Here is a 22,409-nt window from a genome sequence, read left to right as displayed (position 1 = left end):
ATATGGTAGAAGTATTAATTGTTGAAGATGATCCAATGGTAGCGGAGCTCAATAAAAAATATTTACAGAAACTTACCGGCTTTAATTTAGCTACAACAGTTACTAATGGAGAACAAGCACTCCATTTTATCCATGATAACCATATAGATCTATTGTTGCTTGATGTTTTTATGCCAAAACTGAATGGTCTTGATCTGCTGAAATATATTCGGATCAGTTACCCTAAAATAGATATCATTATGGTGACCGCCGCATGTAATACTAATGACATCCAAACAGCATTACGTTTGGGAGTCATTGATTATATTGTTAAACCCTTTACTTTTGAGAGATTTCGCACCGCTTTGATTTCCTATCAAGAACGAATTAGACTGTTATCATCTTCTGAAATACTTAATCAAAATCAATTAGATGATCGTATTTTCACTAAGAATTTTAATACTGCAAATCGATTACCAAAAGGCATAGATGCGCAAACCTTACAATCAGTACGTAATGTTATTGTCAACTATCAACAAGATTTTTCGATGAGCGATATTATTGAATTAATTCCCTTATCTCGGATATCGGTTAAGAAGTATCTGGATTATTTAGAAGAGTTAGGTGAAATAGAAAGCCATTTAACTTATCTACCAATTGGTCGTCCAGTAAAGCGTTATATTTACCAAAAATAATTTATATTAAATAAAATTTTATTTGTCATATTATAAATTATTTAAATATTGTAATGGGTAAACACGTTGGTGTTAAAACTATTTATCTAGCGTAATTTCATCTAAAGATAAACTGAAACTTGGTACAAATATTTCTAAAAAGTAATCCATTTCTGGAGTATTTCGTTCTGACAATGTTTTTTTCAAACGTTGTTCCGCTAGTTTAAACTCATTGTTACCAGCACTAAGTTCTTCAATTGTTTTAAGATAAGCACACAGTGCATCCGCTTGTTTTACAATACTTTTTTCAGTTTCATCATAATAATCGTCATCAATTAGTATTTTAAAATCATCTTGCAACTCTGTTGGCAACATATTAATCAGTTTATGCTGAGCGATTTTTTCAATCTTTTTATATTCACAGGTGATTTGTGGATTGTAATATTTAGTTGGCGTCGGTAAATCTCCCGTTAATACTTCAGATGCATCATGATACATCGCCAATAATGCAATACGTTCAGGATTAACATTACCATTAAATCGTTTGTTTTTGATAATCGCTAAAGCATGGGCAACAAAAGCAACTTGTAGACTATGCTCAGAAACGTTTTCTGTTCTCACATTACGCATTAAAGGCCAACGATTAATCAATTTTAACCGCGACAAGTGAGCAAAAAAATGACTGTTATTCATATGATTATCTCATTAATTACAAAATAAAAAACGCCTCCGAAGCGGAAGCGTTAGTAAATTGACTATACGATTTTAATTACTTATGCTAAAACAAGTTGTCTTGTTCCTAAAGCAACCGGAACATTTTGTTCTTCATCAAAGGTTACATATTCCCACGCATCTTGTTTAGCTAGTAACGCTTGCAATAGTTGGTTATTTAAAGCATGACCTGATTTATAACAAACTACTTCACCAATCATATTGTGACCGCTCATGTATAAGTCACCAATGGTGTCTAGCATTTTATGACGTACAAATTCATCTTCAAAACGAAGACCATCTTCATTAAGAACTTTATAATCGTCAACCACTATTGCACAATCTAAACTTCCACCTAAACATAAACCTTTGGATTGCAACGCTTCAATATCACGCATAAAACCAAAAGTTCTTGCTCGGCTAATTTGACGAATAAAAGACTCAGAAGAAAAATCCAATTGATAACGTTGTGAGCTGTTATCAATAGCTGGATGACGAAAATCAATAGTGAAATCTAAACGAAAACCACTATATGGTCTTACTTCTGCCCATTTATCACCATTTTCAACACGAACAGTTTCTTTAACTCGTAAAAATTTTTTCAGTGCATTTTGCTCAGTAATGCCAGCATCTAACAATAAGTAGACGAATGGGCTAGCACTACCATCCATGATTGGAATTTCGGGCGCATTTACTTCAATAATAATGTTATCAATACCAAGCCCTGCTAATGCTGAATTGATATGCTCAACAGTTGAAATGCGAACATTATCTTCATTAACTAAACAAGTACAAAGCATTGTATCACGCACTGACTTAGCATCCACAGGAAAATCAACATACGGACTTAAATCCGTACGACGATAAATGATACCTGTGTTTTCTGGTGCTGGACGTAATGTTAAAGTAACTTTTTTGCCAGTATGTAAACCAACACCAGTTGCTTGAATTATCTTTCTTAGGGTTCTTTGTTTCACTTTGCACCTACTTTTTTATTTGCATCTATCATCTATAGACAATAAAAAATCAAATAAGTTCTATATTAATTTGCCTGCTTACGAATAAACGCAGGAATATCTAAAATTTTATGTTCTTCCATTGGTGAAACTACTGGTTCATTAACAACCTTAGACATTGGCTCTTCTTGCTGGGTTGGAATATGACTTGCTTGACCGAATAATGAAGCATGTGATGTAGTTGGTTTAGTAATTTTAACATCTGGACGTTTATCCATACCAATACCTGTGGCAACTACTGTAACACGAATCTCATCAGACATTTCAGGATCAAATGTTGTACCAACAACTACAGTTGCATTGTCAGAAGCAAAAGCTCTAACAGTACTACCAACGGTTTCAAATTCTTCTAAACCAAGATCAAGACCAGCGGTAACATTTACTAAAACACCTCGTGCACCTGACAAATCAATATCTTCAAGTAAAGGACTTGAAATCGCCATTTCAGCAGCTTCTTCAGCTCTATTATCACCAGTTGCGCGACCAGAACCCATCATCGCATAGCCCATCTCAGACATTACAGTCCTAACATCAGCAAAGTCAACGTTGATATGTCCTGGTTTAGTAATTAATTCTGCAATACCCTGTACTGCACCTTTTAAAACACCATTAGCAGCGGCAAAAGCGTCTAATAGCTTAACACCACGACCTAAAACTTTTAATAATTTATCATTTGGAATTGTGATAAGAGAGTCAACGTGCTTAGCTAACTCAGCAATACCTTGCTCAGCGAAAGCCATTCGTTTTTTACCTTCAAATCCAAAAGGTTTTGTAACAACAGCAACAGTTAAAATACCAAGTTCTTTAGCTATTTCAGCTACAACTGGGGCTGCACCGGTTCCTGTTCCGCCACCCATTCCAGCAGCGATAAATACCATATCAGCACCTTCAATTGCACTGCGAATAACATCACGATCTTCTTCTGCAGAATTCCTTCCAACTTCTGGATTAGCTCCAGCTCCAAGTCCTTTGGTCACATTATTACCTATTTGGATAGTTTGACCAACTTTAATTCTCTTCAATGCTTGTGCATCAGTATTTGCTGCAAAAAATTCAACGCCTTCAATATGTTCAGCAATCATATGTTCAACAGCATTACCACCGCCGCCACCGACACCAATAACCTTAATGACAGCTGCTGGCTCATCATCCGCAACCATAGGCTCAAACATAACTTATCTCCAAATTTATGATATGAGAACATTGTACAGATAACCAACTACAATGTCTACGAAGTTATTAAATATATTAGCTAAAATTCTTTTTTAAACCAACCGGTCAAACGCTTAGCTATCCCTTTAAATGATGATTTATTACTATCTTTAGCATCATCATTTAATAAACTTTGTTTACCATAATGCAATAGACCTACGGCTGTTGAACAATATGGTTTTTGCACATAATCGGTTAATCCTGCAATATTTAGAGGTTGACCAATACGCACTTGATTTTGAAATACTTTTTCGGCACATTCAACCATACCTTTAATTTGTGCAGCGCCACCTGTCAATACAATCCCCGCAGCCAATTGGTATTTAACATTCTGTTTCTTAAGTTCGTCTTGTAATACTAACAACTCTTTTTGAACAAGTGTTAAAAGTTCGGAATAACGAGGCTCTATTACATCTGCTAATGTTTGTCTTTGTAATGAACGAGACGGGCGTCCACCAACACTTGGAACATCAATCACTTCATCTTTACCTACTAGCGAACCAACAGCACATCCATAACGAATTTTTATATTTTCTGCATCCATTGGTGGTGCGCCAAATGCGTAAGCAATATCACTAGTAACCACATTGCCTGCATAAGGAATAACTACTGAGTGACGTAACGCGCCACCGGTATAAACAGTTATGTCCATTGTCCCACCACCAATATCAATGACACAAACACCTAACTCTTTTTCATCATCAGTCAACACGGCATAGCTAGATGCCAAGCCAGAGAAAATAAGTTGATCAACTTTTAAACCACAACGTTCAACAGCTTTAACTATATTTCTTGCCATATCATTATGGCAGGTGACTAAATGAACTTTTGCTTTCATTCTTACACCAGATAACCCAATTGGATTTTTAATACCTTCTTGTAAATCAATAGAATATTCTTGAGCGATAACATGTAAAATTCTGTGTTCATCTAAAATACGGACAGATTTAGCTGTATGAACAACATTTTCAACATCCTCTGCTGTCACTTCTTCATCTGCAATTGGCACCATACCAATTTCATTTTGACAACGGATATGTTTCCCTGACAGACTCAAATAAACAGAAGATATTTGGCAATCAGCCATCAATTCAGCTTGATCAATGGCTCGTTGAATTGATTTAATCACTGATTCAAGATCATTAACACCACCTTTATCAACACCCTTTGATGGACAATGCCCAACACCAATAATATTAACAATACCATCAGGAAGAACTTCACCAACAAGTGCTAGAACTTTTGATGTACCAACTTCAAGTCCAACAACCAATTTTTTATCTGTTGCTTTCATACTTCAGCCTTTATTTATTCCTTATTGATATATTTTTCTCGTTGCACTGAAATACCGTTTTCATAACGTAAATCTGCAACTGTTATTTTTTCACCAGCTGGTATTCTCGACTGAATTTCTGGAAATAATCTAATAAATTGTTGATAACGTTGTTCTATTTTCTCACTACCAAGTATCACTTTTATTTCCTCATTATCAAAACATAAATCAGCTTTGCATTCTTTTATCATTAGTTGCCATGCATTTCGATCGTCAGATATCGCTGCCTGAATTGATAAAGTTAAGTTATTGTCACTCAGTTTTTTAGATATTTCCTCTAACCTAAAATAAGTTTTTAACATCGACTTAGCTTTTCCTTCAGGACTATAAAGTCTAGGCAATTTTAAATCTTTCAAACGATCTAATGGTATACTAAATACACTGCCACTTTTATCAATTAGATATAAATCATTCCAGTAAAACGCAGGTTTATATTCTTCAATGTATACGATCAACCTATCTGGCCACTGCTTACGGATGCTCGCATGTTTTACCCAAGGATATCGCATTATTTCTTGCTGAATATCATCAACATCTTGTCCAATATAGGTATTTGGCAAACCTAATCCTAGAATAGCTTGTCTAAGATCATCTTCTGTCGTATAAGTATAATCACCGCTTAAGGTCAATTGTGATAATACCTGTTGATCAGGGTCTTCCATCCAATCTTTAATACAATCAACTACCCATACACAAATAACAACTATTATAATTAAGAAAAAAAAACCTATCATTTGTTCTGAATTGCGAAAAACAAGCAACATTCTTCTATTTTGATTTTCATGTTTATGAGCTGCTTGTCGGACTCTTTTCATATAAATAAAGCCAATTAAATAGTTGCTAATTGTAAAATACGTTTAACTAATTCATTAAATGACCAACCATATTCTTTTGCAGCCATTGGTACTAAGCTATGATCTGTCATGCCTGGAGCTGTATTTACCTCAAGTAAATATGGTTTTTCATTTTCATCAAACATAATATCTACTCTTCCCCAACCTCGGCAGCCAACTGCTTTATAAGCATCTAAAGCTAATTTACATATCTCCTTTTCTTTGTTAGTAGACAACCCGCTTGGACAAAAGTATTGGGTTTTATCTGATAAATACTTTGCATCATAATCATAAAAATTGGTAGCTGGTTTAATGTAAATTGAAGGTAAAACTTCATCACCAACAATCGCAACAGTAAACTCGGGACCAGCTAAAAATGATTCAACCATTACTGTATTATCATACTTGAATCCAAAATCAATAGCGGCTTTTAATTCGTCTGCTTTATTAACTCTTGACATACCGACACTTGAACCTTCATGACACGGTTTAACAAATAATGGTAAGCCAAGTTGTTTAACAATTTTATCAACATCAATTGATTGTGATTTATCAACCATAACATAATTTGCAACAGGTAATCCAAGTGATTTCCAAACTAATTTGGTTTTTAACTTATCCATAGTTAACGCTGATGATAAAACATCACTTCCTGTATATGGAATATTTTGATAAGTTAAAATAGCTTGAGTAATGCCATCTTCACCACCACGTCCATGCAAAATAACAAATGCTTTTGAAAAACCATCTTGTTTTAAGTTAGTTATACAATACTCTTTTGTATCAATAAGATGGGCATCAATATCATTTGCTTTTAATCCTGCTAGAACAGCTTGTCCTGATTTTAGTGATACTTCACGTTCAGCAGAGGTTCCACCATACAATACAGCAACTTTATCAACCATTATTATAAAACCCCTTTTGAAAATAATTGGCTACCAGCTAATTGACGGGCTATCCGACCAACACTACCAGCACCTTGTGTTAATAACAAATCTCCACCTTGTAACAATTCTTTCATTATCTCAGGTAAAAAATCCAAATCAGAAACATAAATTGGATCCACCTTTCCTCTATTACGAATTGAACGACAAAGTGAACGACTATCAGCACCAGCAATAGGTTGTTCTCCAGCAGAATAAACATCTAACATAACTAATGCATCAACTTGAGAAAGTACTTGGGCAAAATCATCAAATAGATCTCTAGTTCGCGTATATCTATGCGGTTGAAATAACATAACTAAACGCCGATCTGGCCAACCATTTCTAGCCGCTTGAATTGTAGCATTGACTTCACTAGGATGATGCCCATAATCATCAACCATCATTATATCTTTATCATTGCCGTAAGGAAAAATACCTAATAGATCAAAACGTCGACTAGTACCTGCAAATTTTGCCAGCGCGCGTACAATTGAATCATCATCAATACCATCCTCTGTTGCTGCAATAATCGCTGCTGCGGAATTTAAAGCATTATGTTTACCTGGTGCATTTAATTCAATTTGTAAATCATCTCTATCTGGACGGCAAACTGTATAATAACTAACACCTCTTTCTTGGCGATAATTTTTAATCACAACATCGGCTTCTTCGCTAAATCCATAGGTGATAATTCTACGGCCAACAACCGGTAATAACTCACGATTAATCGGATCGTCATAACACATAACGGCTAAACCATAAAAAGGAAGATTGCGTAAAAAAGAGATAAAGGTTTGTTTAAGATTTTCTACACTTCCTTGATAGGTATCCATATGGTCAGGTTCAATATTAGTGACTATAGAGACCATAGGTTGTAGATGTAAAAATGAAGCATCACTTTCATCTGCTTCAGCAATAAAATAACGGCTACTACCTAATCTAGCATGTGTTCCTGCCGCTTTTACTAATCCACCATTAACAAAAGTTGGATCAAGTTTAGCTTCAGCATATATAGAAGTAACCATTGCTGTAGTGGTTGTTTTACCATGGGTACCAGCGATAGCAATACCATATCGAAAACGCATTAACTCAGCTAACATTTCAGCTCTTTGAATCACTGGTATCCGAGCCTCTCTAGCTGCAATAACTTCTATATTATCCTGAGAAATCGCCGAAGAGATAACCACAACACTAGCACTCAGGACGTTTTCAGCAGCATGACCAATGACAATTTTAGCACCTAATGTTTCTAAATGCTGAGTTACAGGATTTTCAGCAATATCTGAACCGCTAATTTGATATCCTTCATTAGCAAGAACTTCGGCAATACCGCCCATGCCCGCGCCACCAATACCAACAAAATGGATATGTTTGACTCGTTTCATTTCTGGAATGATTGCTCTTAATTCAGCTAATTCCTTAGTATTCACACTTAAACCCCTAGCTAGTTAGTTACTTCTTATTTAGTATTCGGTATTTAAAAATTTATTGGACAATCATTTATCAAACAAATTAAGATTAAATATCAAACACATCAATAAAACAATTACTTAAAATTATATATAAAATTCACTATTTTACCACCGAAATAAGCGTTTCGGCTACTCTTTCCGTCGAATTTATAATTGATAAACTTTTTGCTTTAATAGCCATTTCAACTAAATCTTCGCGACTCAAATTCTCAAGTAACGTAAATAGTGAGTCAACATTGAAATCTGGTTGTTCAATTATCTTTGCTGCACCAATATCTGCTAAAGATTTCGCATTCCAAAATTGTTGGCGATCTTTATGCATAAATGGTACGAAAATAGCTCCAATACCAACAACTTCAATCTCACTTACAGTTAATGCCCCACTACGGCAAATTACGATATCAGCCCAATCATAAGCTTCTTTGACATCTGTTATAAATTCTGTCACACGATTATTTGTCATATCACAATGCTGATATGATTTAAGTACATCATCTAACATACCCTTACCTGTTTGATGCCAAACAACATACTTATCAGACAATCTTGTAATTACTTGAGGTACAACATCATTAATGACTTTGGCTCCTTGACTTCCGCCCATAATCAAGACTCTAATTGGGCCTTGTCGATCTTTAAATCTTTCGCTTGGTTCTTTAATCGTTAATAAATCACTACGAACAGGATTTCCAACAACTTCTGCATTAGGAAATGCTGTTGGAAAAGCTTGTAAAACTCTGGTCGCAATTTTAGCTAAAGATTTGTTAGTTAAACCTGCTATACCATTTTGTTCATGTAATACAACCGGAATGCCTAAAGATTTAGCCGCAATTCCACCCGGTCCGGAAACATATCCTCCCATACCTAAAACGACATCAGGACGATAATTTTTTAAGATTTTTCTTGCTTGCAAAACCGCTTTTAATATTTTATAAGGCGCCTTTAATAAGGCCATTTTACCTTTTCCTCGTAAGCCTGATATTTGAATAAAATCAATATCAATACCATTTTCTGGCACTAAATGTGCTTCCATACGGTCTGCAGTGCCTAGCCATCTCACTTGCCAACCTTGCTTCATTAAATAATGAGCAACAGCAATACCTGGAAATACATGACCACCAGTTCCACCAGCCATGACTAATAATTTTTTCATTATTTTATCGACCTTATTCTTGCTTGAGTTTGTTGTTGTCTAAACTCAAAATCTATTCTCAGTAATATTGCAACAGCAATACTCATAACAATAAGGCTTGAGCCTCCATAACTAATAAATGGCAAGGTTAAACCTTTTGTTGGTAACATACCGGAGGTGACACCAACATTAACAAAACTTTGAAATCCAAACCAAATACCAATTTCACAAGCCAAATAGCCTGAAAATTGAGAACCTTCATTCAAAGCCCGATAGCCGATTGCTAATGCTTTGAAAGTTAAAAAGAAGAGTAATAGCAATAACGCAGCAACACCAATATATCCATACTCTTCTGAAATAATTGAGAAAATAAAGTCGGTATGACATTCAGGTAAATAGCGTAATTTAAAAATAGAATTACCAATTCCTTGCCCAGTAATACCACCATTACCAATGGCCATTAATGATGCAACGAGCTGATAACCAGCACCAGTTGCATCTTGCCATGGATCAAGAAATGTCATTAAACGCGTTAAACGATAAGACTCATATAAAATAAGGCAAACTACAGCACCTACTCCAGTTAGTAAAATCGCAATAAATTGCCATAATTGAGCGCCAGCAATAAATAAAATACCTATTGTTACCATGAATAATACAATTACAGTACCTAAGTCAGGCTGTTTAAGTAACAAAATTGACAAAACTGCCATAACCACCATAGGTTTGAAAAAGCCCCAAAAGCCGCTTTGAACTTCTTCTGACTTACGGGCTAAATAACCTGCTAAAAATAAAAATAACGATAATTTAGAAAGTTCAGCTGGCTGAAAATTAAAAACACCTAATGGGATCCAACGAGACGCACCATTGATTGAAGAACCAATCCCTAAAACCACAATCAACATAATAATTGAAAGGATTAATAAAACTGATCCAAATTGTTGCCAACGTTGCATTGGAATATATAACGTAATACCCATTAAAAAGAGCGACATTCCGATTTGAATCAACTCTCGTTGCGTATAGAAGAATGGATCACTCTCATTAAACGCCATTGATGAAGATGTCACCATAATTAAACCAAATACTATTAAACCAATTACAGTCCAAAGTAGTTGGTTATCAAATGGAATATTTGGATTAACTTGTTTTTTTATCCAGAAGAATGTCATGTATCACTCCTTGAACCGTACTGTTTGGCAAGTTGTGCAAATAGATTTCCACGCTCAATATAGTTTTTAAATTGGTCTAAACTCGCACAAGCCGGAGAGAGCAACACGACATCATTTGCAACTACTTTTTTAGCTATACACTGAATGGCTTCGGACATAGTTAACGTAACAGTTGTGATTTCAGGGGCTAAATTAGCTAGTAAATCTCGATCTCGGCCAAAACAGAAAATTTCAATATTTCTACTTTTTAAATAAGGAATCAAAGGGGTAAAGTCTGCTGATTTACCATCACCACCTAATAATAAAAATAGTTTTCCATTACATATAACACTTTTCAATGCCGCTTCAGTACTACCGACATTAGTGGCTTTAGAATCATTAATCCATTTGACATTATTGCTGTCAAATACTAATTCAAAACGATGAGGTAAACCTTGAAAATTAGAAATTGTTTGTAAGCTTGAATCTCTTGGGATCTGTAAATTATCAGCAATAGCTAAAGCAGCCAAAGCATTCAGATAATTATGACAGCCGATTAGTTTCATTGATTTAGTTGATAAAACAGGCTGATTTTGTGCAATTAAATGTTCATACTTCTCATCTAAATGATAGTCTCCATTGTTTAATCCAAATGAGACACAATGTTGTTTACCAAACGGTTTAGTCAATTTATCATCATAGTTAATAACACAACATTTTGTATTATGATAAATGCGTTGTTTCGCTTCAGTATATTGCAACAATCCTAGAGGATAACGATCCATATGGTCTTCAGAAATATTCAAAATTGTTGCCACTGAAGCTTGTAAACTTGATGTTGTTTCTAATTGAAAACTTGATAGTTCAAGGACATAAACATCACAGTCTTGTTGTAATAATGATAAAGCGGGCTCACCTATATTACCACCTACACCAACTTTTATACCAGCTGCTTTTATAATATCGCCAACCAAAGTAGTGACAGTCGTTTTACCGTTTGCCCCGGTAATGGCAATAACTTTTTTATTTGTTTGTTGATTAATTTCACGACAAAAAAGTTCAACATCGCCAATAATCTCAATACCAAGTTCAGCTGCTTTTTGTAATTCAGGTGTTGATAAAGCAATACCTGGGCTAGCAATAATCAAGTCAGCCTCAAATATCCAATCTGTATTTAAATTACCTAAATGATAAATAACTCGCTTATCTAATTGCTCTAATCCTGGAGGAGATGAACGAGTATCAATTACTTTCGGTATAACATTTTGAGCAAGAAAATAGTTAACGCAGGAAAGTCCTGTAATACCTAATCCGATAATAACAATTTTTTTACCTTGATAATCAACCATGATTTAATCCTGCTCTAATATTATTTAGCGTAATTTCAAAGTTAATAAACCAATTACCACTAACATCAGTGAAATAATCCAAAACCGAACAATAACTCTTGGTTCTGGCCAACCTTTTAATTCATAGTGATGATGAATTGGTGCCATTCGAAAAATTCGTTTACCTCTTAATTTAAAGGAGCCTACTTGTAAAATTACCGATAAGGTTTCAATAACAAAAATTCCCCCCATAACTAACAATAAGAACTCTTGTCTAAGTAAAACAGAAATGATACCAAACACACCACCTAAAGCTAATGAACCGACATCGCCCATAAAGACCATTGCCGGATAAGTGTTAAACCATAAAAAACCAAGACCAGCACCAATAATTGCAGTACAAACAATCATTAATTCGCCACTAAATTTAATATATGGAATATGTAAATAGGCAGCAAAATTAACATTACCAGTTGCCCAAGAAACAAGTGCAAAACCAGCAGCAACAAAAACTGTTGGCATAATTGCCAATCCATCGAGACCATCGGTCAAATTCACTGCATTACCAGCGCCAACTATGACGACATAAGTTAGTAAAATAAACCACAATCCTAATTGTGGGATCACATCTTTAAAGAATGGAACAACTAAAACTGTAACAGAACTATCTTTTCCATAAGTATAAAGACCAAAAGCAACAATTAATGCAATAACTGACTGCCAAAAATATTTCCATCGAGCAATTAGCCCCGCAGTATTTTTGCGTATAACTTTTAAATAATCATCTGCAAAACCAACAATACCATAACCAAGTAATACAAATAATGTTACCCAAACATAAGGATTTCGCAGATCAGCCCATAAAAAAACTGAAATTGAAATGGAGGCTAATATAAGCGTTCCCCCCATTGTTGGTGTTCCTTTTTTACTTAAATGAGATTCTGGACCATCATTACGGATAACTTGACCAATCTGCAATTTTTGCAACCAATCAATAACTTTTTGCCCCATAATTAGCGAAATAGTCAATGAAGTTAATAGCGCTAAAATAGCCCTTACCGTAAGATAAGAAATAACATTAAAGAAAGTAAAATATTTAACTAAATATTCTGATATCCACACCAACATAATTTTAATCCCGACCTATTTTTGTTTGAATTTCCACGATAAGATCTTCCATTTTTGCACTACGTGATCCTTTGACTAACATAGTTAAAATTGGATGTAGACGTAGTAAGTTTAATAAATAATCTACAGCACTTTGTTTATCAATAAAATGATGGCCAACACCACTAAATTGACTGATTAATTCACTTAGCTGACCAACACTAACAACACAATCAATATTTTTTTGCTTAGATAACTCGCCGATTTGTTGATGATAAATATTTGCATCGTTACCCAATTCAGCCATATCACCAACGACTAATACTTTATACCCGGGCTGTGTTGCTAAAACATGAATAGCAGCTGACATTGAGCCAACGTTAGCATTATAACAATCATCCCAAATTAATTGCGTTTGATTTAACCTAACAGGATACAACCGTCCTTTTACTGGTTTTGATGCAGCTAAACCGTTTTTAACCTGTGTTAAACTTGCACCTACTGATATTGCTAAAGCTGATGCAGCTATTGCATTAGATATATTGTGCTCACCAACTAACGGTAAGCTAATTTCGCTCTCACCAATTGGGGTATGCAATGTAAAAACTGTCTGATCCATCATTTTTATACTGCTGGCATAAAAATCGGCAGAAGAATCAGCTGTTGAAAAAGTCCAGACAGTTTTATTTTTCAAATTCTTTAACCATTTATCTGAACAACTTTCCAAATTAATAATTGCAATTCCGTTATCAGCTAATCCTTCAAAAATTTCACCCTTAGCTGTTGCGACCCCTTCAAGTGAACCAAATCCCTCAATATGCGCCAAAGCTATATTATTAATTAGCGCACTGTTTGGTTTAACTAAGCGTGTAGTATAAGCAATTTCACCAATATGATTGGCACCTAATTCAACAACTGCAAATTGGTCTTGCTTCTTTAATCGTAGTAATGTTAGTGGCACACCTATATCGTTATTAAAATTACCTTGAGTATAAAGAGTCTCACCACATTGTTGTAAAATATTAGCAGTCATTTCTTTGACGGATGTTTTGCCCGATGAACCAGTCAACGCAACAAATTTTGCTGAACTTTGATCTCTTACAAATTCAGCTAGTTGACCTAATGCTATATAAGTATCATTGACCACTATTTGAGGAATATCATTATCGATTTTACGATTTACAATTACCGCAATAGCACCATCGTCAATAGCTTGTTTAGCAAATAAATGGCCATCAAATTTTTCACCGACCAATGCAATAAATAATGATTGATCAGTAATTTTACGTGAATCCGTACAAATTTCCTTAATAGTTAATTCTTCATCTGGAATATAATAAGATGTACCATTGACGATTGTTGCAATTTGTTTAATAACTAAAGGAATCATGATAGATTCTCTACTCCTAAAATCTGTTTTACCGTTTCTTGATCTGAATAATGATGTTTAGTTTTACCAATAATTTGGTAATCTTCATGTCCTTTTCCAGCAATTAAGATCACATCATCAGCTTTAGCCTGAGCAAGAGTTTCTCGGATAGCTGTAACTCTATCGTTAATAACTTGTGTATTTTTAATATTGGTTAAACCTTGCTCTATATCATGAATAATTTTAGCCTCATCTTCAGTACGTGGATTATCATTTGTTAATACAATTTTATCAGCAAATTGTTCCGCGACTTCGGCCATTAAAGGTCTTTTACCGGTATCTCTATCTCCACCACAACCAAAAATCACCCATAATTGGCCTTTACAATGAATACGGCTTGCTTGTAATGCTTTTTGTAATGCATCTGGCGTATGTGCATAATCTATAATGACTGTAGGACTATTTTTTACATGTATAACTTCCATACGACCACAGATCGGCTTAAGATATGATGCCATATTAACAACAGCAAAAAATGGATAATCAAGAGTCAACAAGGTTGCGATTGCTAACAATACATTTGATACATTAAATTCACCTAATAATCGGCTGTGAATAATAGCATTACCCCAACTCGATTCCATATGAATTTCAGCTCCTTTATCATGATATTCAATCATTGATACACCAACATAGGTTTTATCTAATATTTTTAAACGGCGCAATGATTTAGGTTGACATGACACAACAGTAACACTTGATAATTTATCTATCCAACGCCGTCCGTATTCATCATCATAATTAATAATTGATTTACCTGAACTAGCAACTTGCTTTTCGTGTTCATCACCGCTAAATAACGACCATTTGGCTTTAGCATATTTATTCATGGTTTTATGATAATCAAGATGATCACGGCTTAAATTAGTAAACACTGTTGCTGCACAGTGTAATTCTTTCACTCTATTCATCGATAAACCATGAGAAGAAATTTCCATTGCCACAACTTGAACACGTTTTACTACAAAATCAGCTAGATAAGACTGTAATTCAATAGAAGATAAAGTTGTATTTACCGATGGTTCAAGATGATTATAAATACCATTACCGATCGTGCCTAACAATGCAGCTTTTTTATTTAGCAGTGTTGCACATTGTGCAATCAACTGTGTAACTGTCGTTTTACCATTGGTCCCGGTTACTCCAATTACAGATAAATGTTTAGAAGGAGAATGATAAAAATCTGCTGCAAGTTTTGATAATTTTTGAGAAAGTTGAAACACCTTTATTTGTGGAATAATTTTCTGGTCTTTCTGTTTTAAATAATCAATTCTCAAATCATTTGATTTCCTATTTGTTTCTGTTAAAACTACAGAAGCACCAGCTGAAATAGCTTGAGGTATAAAATCTTTACCATTAACGGTAAATCCTTTGATAGCAATAAACACATCACCATTTTTTACTTTTCTACTATCAATTATTAAGCGATTAATGGGAAAATCATCTACTGTTAGTTTTTTCCCACCTAATATTTCATATAAAGTTTTAAATGTGCTTATTGCCATTATTTATTACCTACTAGTATACAATCATTTGGCCATCAAGTTGGCGATCTGGTTTTACATTCATTGTTCTAAGAACGCCCCCCATGATTCGACTAAAAACAGGAGCAGAAACAGAGCCACCATAATATTGGCCTGCTTTTGGATTATCGATAACAACAACCAGTGAATATTTAGGACTAGTTGCAGGTGCAATACCTGCAGTATAGGCTAAATATTGATTAACATACCTTCCACCTAATAGTTTTTTAGCTGTACCTGTTTTAACTCCTACACTATATCCAGGAACGGAAGCTTTAGTACCACCACCAGTTACGGCTACCGCTTCCATCAATTGCACGACTGTTTTAGCCGTTTTTTCAGCTACAACACGTTTACCTTCTACTGGTTCAGTTACTTTCAATATTGAAACGGGTCTATAGACACCATAACTACCAATAGTCGCATAAGCTCTAGCTAACTGTAGTGGGGTAACACTCAATCCATAACCAAAAGAAAACGTTGCCCGTTCTATATCAGCCCATTTTCTTGTTCTATCAGCTGCAATAGAACCGCTCACTTCTCCACCTAAACCGAGTTCTGTTGGTTGTCCTAATCCAAAACGGCTATAAAACTCAACCAGATCACCTGATTGCATTTGTAACGCTAATTTACTTACACCGACATTACTTGATTTCTCTAATATACCAGCCAAATTAAGTGCTTTTTGATAAGACACATCTTTAATTTCATAGCGATTTACCAAAAAGGGCCTTGTATCAATAATCGTATTTAAATCAGCTATTTTTTTCTCTAATGCAGCCATAACAACTAAAGGTTTAACTGTTGAACCTGGCTCAAATGCATCTGTTATGGCTCTATTTCGTAACAAACTATAATCAATTGAAGATCGATTATTCGGGTTATAAGATGGACTAGTTGCCATCGCTAATATTTCACCAGTATGAACATCAATCAAAACAGCTGTACCACTATCAGCTTTATTAAATTCAACAGCTTGAGTAAGTTCACTATAGACAAGAGATTGTAAACGTTCATCAATACTTAATGTTAGATCAGAAGCAACCTCACTTTCTGTTCTTTCCAGTTCTTCTATAACTCTACCAACACGATCTCGTCTAACGACACGCTGTCCTGATTCACCAATCAGCCACTTATTAAAACTTTTTTCAATGCCTTCAGAACCTTTTTCTGTACCATTTTCATCAATATCAGTTAAACCGATTAATTGTGCTATATTCTCAGCAGCTGGATAATAACGTTTAGACGTTTTTGCAAACGATATTCCTGGTAATTTCAATTGTTTTAAATAATCCGATATTGTTGGTGTAATTTGTTTAGATAAATAAACAAAACGCATTGACGGATTACTCAATTTTTGCTCAAGAGTAGACATTGAAATATTCAACGTTTTTACTAACCCTTGCCAACGGATATCATTAGGATCAACACCACCCTTTTGTACAACAATTTTCGGATCAGCCCAAACATCATACATAGGGACACTGACAGCTAATGCTCTGCCATTACGATCTGTGATCATGGCTCGTGGTGCGCCCATTTCTTGATGACGAATTGAACGCTTATTGGCTTCAGCAATTAACTTATCAGGTTCTATTATTTGTAAAATAGCCAATCGAACGAGTAAACCAATAATTGCTAAAATAATAAAGCCATAAACAAGATAAAATCGAGTAAGGGTAAAAACTTGTTTTTTATTATTTAATTTATTCCCTTTATTCGATTTTATGGTATGTTTTACATTATCTTTTTTATTAGCAAACTTCATTATTTACTCTTTATCACAATAACGGTTTCATTTTGCGGTGTCACATATGTCATACCCAGTTGATGTTTAGCTTTGTCTTCAACACGTTTTGGATCAGCAAGGACATTTTCCTCAATAACCAAATTACGCCATTCACTTTCTAACACATCTTGTTCAAGTAATAATTGTTCACGTTCAAATAATTGTTTACGGACTTGCTGAGTTATCACTAATACAGATCCAGCAGAAATAATAATAAATACCAATAGTAATAATGAAATTTTTTGATGACCGAACAAATCACTAAGGATTAATCCAAATAAACTTTTACTTGTTTTTTTTTGATTGCGTATATCTACACTTATTTTTTTATAAATTTCATCGTTAATATTCATTTTTCCTTTCTGCTATCCTTAATATCGCGCTTCGAGAACGCGGATTATCATATATTTCATTATTACTTGGCTTAATTTTGCCAAGTGATTTTAATTTAGCATTACTATATTGTTTTATTTGTTGTTCTGTTAGTGGTAAACCTGCTGGTAAATTAGGACCTTTACTCTGTTTATTTATAAATTGTTTTACAATTCTATCTTCTAATGAATGAAAACTAATAACCGCAAGTCTTCCTTGGCCAGCAAGGACTGACAAACTACTATTTAAAGCCTGTTCAACTTCTTCAAGTTCGCTATTTATATAAATCCGAATTGCTTGAAACGAGCGTGTTGCTGGGTGTTTATTTTTATCTTTTTTTGGTGTTGCTTTTTCAATTAAATCTGCTAACTCTAAAGTTCGAGTTATTGGTGAAACTTTATTTTGTTCCACAATGGCATGAGCAATCCGTTTAGCAAACTTTTCTTCACCAAAAGTTTTTAAAACCCATGCGATATCATTTTCATCACTACTTAGTAACCACTCACTCGCAGTTACACCTTTATGACTATTCATCCGCATGTCTAGTGGCCCATCACGCATAAAAGAAAATCCTCTTTGCGGATCATCTAATTGAGGCGATGAAACACCCAAATCTAATAAAAAACCATCTATATCACCTAACAACCCTAAATCATTAACATATTGGTATAATTTAGAAAACTCTCCTCGAATAAAAGTAAATCTTGGATCAGTTATTTGAAGTGCTGCTTGTTCAGCTCGTTCATCACGGTCAATTGCAATTAATTTTCCATGTTCGCCCAACTGTTCAAGAATTAAACGTGAATGACCGCCACGCCCAAAAGTGCCATCAACATAAATACCATTTTTTTTTATATTTAGTGCCTTCACTGCTTCATTTAACAAAACAGTTTTATGTTGATAATCCATCTTTGTTTACTCTTATTAAATTGTTAGACTTTTCAGATTTTCTGATAAGTGTTCAACATCAGTTGGTAATGTAGCAATATCATCGCTAATTTGTTGATACCAAATTGCCTCATCCCAAATCTCAAACTTATTAGATTGGCCTACAAACATGGTATATTTTTCTAATTTTGCATAAGTACGTAATGTTGGCGGAAGTAAAATACGTCCTGCATTATCTAAATTACATTCCGTTGCATAACCCAATAATAATCTTTTAATTCTGCGTTCTGCTTCAACAATTGTTGACAATATTGATAGCTGTAATTCGATTTTCTGCCATTCAGACATTGAATAAATTGTTAAACAGGGATGATATAAACCAATGGTACAAACTAAACCGTCAGTCAAAAACTCACGATAGCGAGTAGGAATGGCTATTCTTCCTTTACTATCTAAATTAACTGAGATTGCACCACTGAACATAAAATCACCGTAAATATTAATTTTTATTGTTTTTAAATTATTAAAAAATCAATATCTTAATTAAAACCCTATTTTTTACCACTTAGCCCCACTTTTTACCACAAAAGTCACTAAAATAATAGACATTTAATCAATTAATTTCTAACAATTTCAAAAAAAATACCTAAATGAGTAAGTACTAACAAATCAAGTGAAGTGTTCAGAAATATAAGATAGAATGACTAATAGTATTTATTAGATATTGGGCTTTGATTTTTTAAGATAAAATCATAAACAATTAATTATTTAAATGGATAAAAATGATTGTGTAGCTGCTAATATAAAGTGCTAGATGATAACTTTGCCAGTTTCTACTGACAAAGTTGATTTCGTTAAGATGCAGTCCAAAAACCAATTACATTAACTTTATTTTGCTGCAAAATTGCCCGAATCGGCATTTGGTTAATATCATCGCCCTTTTCTGCTTGTTCTAATACTTGCATTTTGCTTTCTCCTACTAAATGCAGATAGATATTTTGACTATCTAAAATAGTAGGTAATGTTAAGGTAATACGGTCAAGTGGTGCTGTTAATGGTGTCATGCCGACTACTTTTCGACCAGATTTCATATCTAAGCCAGCCATTAAATTAGCCGCACCAGGGAAAAGCGAAGCCGTATGACCATCCTCTCCCATTCCCAAAATTAACACATCAAAGGGCATAGGGATCTTGTTTAAGATTTTATCTGTAATTTCTGCCCCATCAAATGGATTGTCACAACTATTCTTCAAACCAACAAAATTAGCCAGTTTAGCCTTATTTTGTAATAAATAAGTTAATACCAATTTCTCATTACTTGCATCATCGGTATCATCAACCCATCTATCATCTACTAATGTAATAAAAACATTGTGCCAATCCAAATCTTGTTGGCTTAGTAGTTTAAATAATGGAATAGGTGTTTTACCACCTGATACGGCAATAGAGGCATGTCCTTTATTATTGATAGCCTGTTGCAACTCTTTGACGATATGAGCGGTTAAATCTTCAATCAATAATTGACTATTTGGGTATTTATTTAAGGTAAACATTTTTGAGATTCCTCTATTCAAACTCATGCCATGAATGACCGTCTTTAGTGATCAGCGCAACAGAAGCTACCGGCCCCCAAGTACCTGCAGGATAGGTTTTTGGTGATTCATTATCTGAATTCCACGCATTAATAATTGAATCAACCCATTTCCAAGCTGCCTCAACTTCATCGCGATGAACAAATAATGCTTGTCTTCCGCGCATTACTTCAAGTAATAATCGTTCATAAGCATCAGCACTCTGTTGATGAAAAGTTTCACTAAAACTTAAATCTAACTTAGTTGTTTGTAAGTTGTGTGTACTATCTAATCCAGGTACTTTATTTAAAATTTCAATATCCATGCCTTCATCTGGTTGCAGGCGGATAGTTAGTTTATTCTGAGGTAATTGAGAATAAGACTCACTGAATAAATTAAGCGGTAAAGATTTAAAATAAACGACAACTTCAGAACATTTACTTGCTAAGCGTTTTCCGGTTCGTAAATAAAATGGCACCCCTGCCCAACGCCAATTATCAATATCAACACAAATAGCAACAAATGTTTCGGTATTACTTTGCTTATTTGCACCATCTTCTTCTAAATAACCTGGTACATTAATGCCATTAACAAATCCAGCAGTATATTGCCCTCTAACCACTTTTTCGCGGATATTCGCTTTATTTATTGGGCGTAACGCATTAAGTACCGCTATTTTTTCCCTACGTATGCTGTCATCGCCAAGGTTGGCTGGCGGTGACATGGCGATCATCGTCAAAATTTGCAAAAGATGGTTTTGTACCATATCACGCATTTGACCCGCTTTGTCAAAATAGCCCCAGCGACCTTCAATACCTACTTGTTCTGCAACGGTGATTTCAACATGGTCGATAGAATTTCTATCCCAAAGTGAGGCAAATACAGGATTAGCAAAACGTAGGGCGAGTAAATTTAAAACTGACTCTTTGCCTAAATAATGGTCAATACGATAAACTTGTGATTCACTGAAAAACTTTGCCACCGAGTCATTAATTTCTTTGGATGATTGCAGATCAAAACCTAATGGTTTTTCCATTACGATTCTGTTTTGAGCTTGATTCAAACCAGCTTCAGCTAATCCTTGGCAAATCGTACCAAATGCATTAGGATGCATCGCAAAATAAAAGATGGCTGGATGCGACTTTTCAAGCTTATCTTTTAATGCATTAAAACCCGCTATGTCATTAACATCTAATTTATGAAAGTTAAGGCGTTGACTAAATCGTTGCCAAATACTTTCATCTAATGGTTCGGACATAAATGTGGTTAATGCATCTTTTGCAACTTCAGTGTAAGCAACTTGATCCCAATCAGCGCGACCGACACCTAAAATTTTTGTCTGCTCTGGTAACTTTCCATATTTTTCTAATTGATATAGAGACGGTAACAGTTTACGCCTCGTTAAATCCCCTTTAGCGCCGAAAATAACTAAATCGCAAGCTGGGATATCAGACATAGGGTTCTCCTAAAATGGTGTAATCTACAATTTATTTTATTATTGTTTGATTATCAGTATACATCAAGTTAATAGAATAAATCATAACAATAGATATTTATCATTTTTAGACTATGATAAAAAAATAAAAGGTCACCAAAATGGCGACCTTTTATTAGAAGATAGTGTTGAATAGTTTTCAACAACAGCCGTTATGCACGAACAAAATCCATGTGAACTAATTTTGGTTTAAATGGATGACGTTGTACTGCTTGAACTTTAACTTTAACTGCTTTACCGTCAATCTCAATAGTTAATACTTCAGAATAAAATTCTGGTTTTTCTTGCATATTGAAAACTTGGTTGTGATCTAACACAATAGAAATTGCAGGTTCTGTTCCACCATAAACAATTGCGGGGAACTGACCAGCGTGACGCAGGCGGCGGCTCGCACCCTTACCATGCTCTTTTCTAACTTCTGCTTTTAATGTAAACATATCGATTTCTCTTATTTATTTCAAATAAAAA

At 34.5% G+C, this 22,409-nt stretch carries 21 protein-coding genes; 1 reads left to right on the top strand and 20 read right to left on the bottom strand.

Annotated elements, in window-relative coordinates; all coding sequences use genetic code 11:
- Nucleotides 1–2 precede the first annotated feature (2 nt).
- Nucleotides 3–674, top strand: coding sequence for a response regulator (locus B6C99_RS01275; protein ID WP_086358176.1), 672 nt, complete (start codon nt 3–5; stop codon nt 672–674).
- 78 nt (nt 675–752) lie between these two features.
- Here B6C99_RS01275 and yfbR read toward each other — a convergent pair whose 3' ends face one another.
- From yfbR to rplY, 20 genes are all read right to left on the bottom strand, one after another.
- On the bottom strand, nt 753–1,346 hold the full coding sequence (gene yfbR / locus B6C99_RS01270; RefSeq protein WP_086358175.1) for a 5'-deoxynucleotidase: 594 nt from the start codon (nt 1,344–1,346) through the stop codon (nt 753–755).
- Nucleotides 1,347–1,426: 80 nt separating this feature from the next.
- The gene (lpxC, locus tag B6C99_RS01265) at nt 1,427–2,341 is read right to left on the bottom strand and encodes a UDP-3-O-acyl-N-acetylglucosamine deacetylase (protein ID WP_086358174.1); all 915 of its coding nucleotides are present in this window, start codon (nt 2,339–2,341) and stop codon (nt 1,427–1,429) included.
- A gap of 65 nt (nt 2,342–2,406) precedes the next feature.
- Nucleotides 2,407–3,552, bottom strand: a complete 1,146-nt coding sequence (ftsZ, locus tag B6C99_RS01260) for a cell division protein FtsZ (protein WP_086358173.1) — start codon at nt 3,550–3,552, stop codon at nt 2,407–2,409.
- Nucleotides 3,553–3,632: 80 nt separating this feature from the next.
- Nucleotides 3,633–4,886, bottom strand: a complete 1,254-nt coding sequence (ftsA, locus tag B6C99_RS01255; RefSeq protein ID WP_086358172.1) for a cell division protein FtsA — start codon at nt 4,884–4,886, stop codon at nt 3,633–3,635.
- 14 nt (nt 4,887–4,900) lie between these two features.
- The gene (locus B6C99_RS01250) at nt 4,901–5,740 is read right to left on the bottom strand and encodes an FtsQ-type POTRA domain-containing protein (RefSeq protein ID WP_086358171.1); all 840 of its coding nucleotides are present in this window, start codon (nt 5,738–5,740) and stop codon (nt 4,901–4,903) included.
- 14 nt (nt 5,741–5,754) lie between these two features.
- Entirely contained in the window at nt 5,755–6,663 is a 909-nt protein-coding gene (locus B6C99_RS01245; protein ID WP_086358170.1) for a D-alanine--D-alanine ligase, read from the bottom strand.
- 2 nt (nt 6,664–6,665) lie between these two features.
- Nucleotides 6,666–8,114 carry a UDP-N-acetylmuramate--L-alanine ligase gene (gene murC / locus B6C99_RS01240; RefSeq protein WP_086358169.1) on the bottom strand — a complete coding sequence of 483 codons (1,449 nt, stop codon included), beginning with the start codon at nt 8,112–8,114 and terminating at the stop codon, nt 6,666–6,668.
- A 142-nt stretch (nt 8,115–8,256) separates the two neighbouring features.
- The gene (gene murG / locus B6C99_RS01235; RefSeq protein ID WP_086358168.1) at nt 8,257–9,309 is read right to left on the bottom strand and encodes an undecaprenyldiphospho-muramoylpentapeptide beta-N-acetylglucosaminyltransferase; all 1,053 of its coding nucleotides are present in this window, start codon (nt 9,307–9,309) and stop codon (nt 8,257–8,259) included.
- Nucleotides 9,309–10,460, bottom strand: coding sequence for a cell division protein FtsW (gene ftsW, locus B6C99_RS01230; protein ID WP_086358167.1), 1,152 nt, complete (start codon nt 10,458–10,460; stop codon nt 9,309–9,311). The genes murG and ftsW overlap by 1 nt, the downstream gene beginning before the upstream one ends.
- The gene (gene murD, locus B6C99_RS01225) at nt 10,457–11,788 is read right to left on the bottom strand and encodes a UDP-N-acetylmuramoyl-L-alanine--D-glutamate ligase (protein ID WP_086358166.1); all 1,332 of its coding nucleotides are present in this window, start codon (nt 11,786–11,788) and stop codon (nt 10,457–10,459) included. Before murD ends, ftsW begins: the two co-directional genes overlap by 4 nt.
- Nucleotides 11,789–11,812: 24 nt before the next feature.
- Nucleotides 11,813–12,895, bottom strand: a complete 1,083-nt coding sequence (mraY, locus tag B6C99_RS01220) for a phospho-N-acetylmuramoyl-pentapeptide-transferase (RefSeq protein ID WP_086358165.1) — start codon at nt 12,893–12,895, stop codon at nt 11,813–11,815.
- 4 nt (nt 12,896–12,899) lie between these two features.
- Nucleotides 12,900–14,264: a UDP-N-acetylmuramoyl-tripeptide--D-alanyl-D-alanine ligase gene (gene murF, locus B6C99_RS01215; protein ID WP_086358164.1), complete on the bottom strand. Its 1,365-nt coding sequence runs from the start codon at nt 14,262–14,264 to the stop codon at nt 12,900–12,902.
- Nucleotides 14,261–15,808, bottom strand: a complete 1,548-nt coding sequence (murE, locus tag B6C99_RS01210; RefSeq protein WP_086358163.1) for a UDP-N-acetylmuramoyl-L-alanyl-D-glutamate--2,6-diaminopimelate ligase — start codon at nt 15,806–15,808, stop codon at nt 14,261–14,263. Before murE ends, murF begins: the two co-directional genes overlap by 4 nt.
- Before the next feature lie 13 nt (nt 15,809–15,821).
- On the bottom strand, nt 15,822–17,594 hold the full coding sequence (ftsI, locus tag B6C99_RS01205) for a peptidoglycan glycosyltransferase FtsI (RefSeq protein WP_086358162.1): 1,773 nt from the start codon (nt 17,592–17,594) through the stop codon (nt 15,822–15,824).
- Nucleotides 17,594–17,968: a cell division protein FtsL gene (ftsL, locus tag B6C99_RS01200; protein ID WP_086358161.1), complete on the bottom strand. Its 375-nt coding sequence runs from the start codon at nt 17,966–17,968 to the stop codon at nt 17,594–17,596. The genes ftsI and ftsL overlap by 1 nt, the downstream gene beginning before the upstream one ends.
- Complete coding sequence (gene rsmH, locus B6C99_RS01195; protein ID WP_086358160.1) at nt 17,958–18,896, bottom strand: 16S rRNA (cytosine(1402)-N(4))-methyltransferase RsmH; 939 nt, start codon at nt 18,894–18,896, stop codon at nt 17,958–17,960. Before rsmH ends, ftsL begins: the two co-directional genes overlap by 11 nt.
- Nucleotides 18,897–18,911: 15 nt before the next feature.
- Nucleotides 18,912–19,358, bottom strand: a complete 447-nt coding sequence (mraZ, locus tag B6C99_RS01190; protein WP_086358159.1) for a division/cell wall cluster transcriptional repressor MraZ — start codon at nt 19,356–19,358, stop codon at nt 18,912–18,914.
- 371 nt (nt 19,359–19,729) lie between these two features.
- Nucleotides 19,730–20,428, bottom strand: coding sequence for a 6-phosphogluconolactonase (pgl, locus tag B6C99_RS01185; RefSeq protein WP_086358158.1), 699 nt, complete (start codon nt 20,426–20,428; stop codon nt 19,730–19,732).
- Between the two features lie 13 nt (nt 20,429–20,441).
- Nucleotides 20,442–21,902, bottom strand: coding sequence for a glucose-6-phosphate dehydrogenase (gene zwf / locus B6C99_RS01180; RefSeq protein ID WP_086358157.1), 1,461 nt, complete (start codon nt 21,900–21,902; stop codon nt 20,442–20,444).
- Nucleotides 21,903–22,093: 191 nt separating this feature from the next.
- Complete coding sequence (rplY, locus tag B6C99_RS01175) at nt 22,094–22,378, bottom strand: 50S ribosomal protein L25 (RefSeq protein ID WP_086358156.1); 285 nt, start codon at nt 22,376–22,378, stop codon at nt 22,094–22,096.
- Between the last annotated feature and the right edge of the window lie 31 nt (nt 22,379–22,409).

It is taken from the genome of Gilliamella sp. N-G2 (genome assembly GCF_002142215.1).
Lineage (GTDB): Bacteria > Pseudomonadota > Gammaproteobacteria > Enterobacterales > Orbaceae > Gilliamella.
This window is presented reverse-complemented; position numbering and strand designations above follow the sequence as displayed.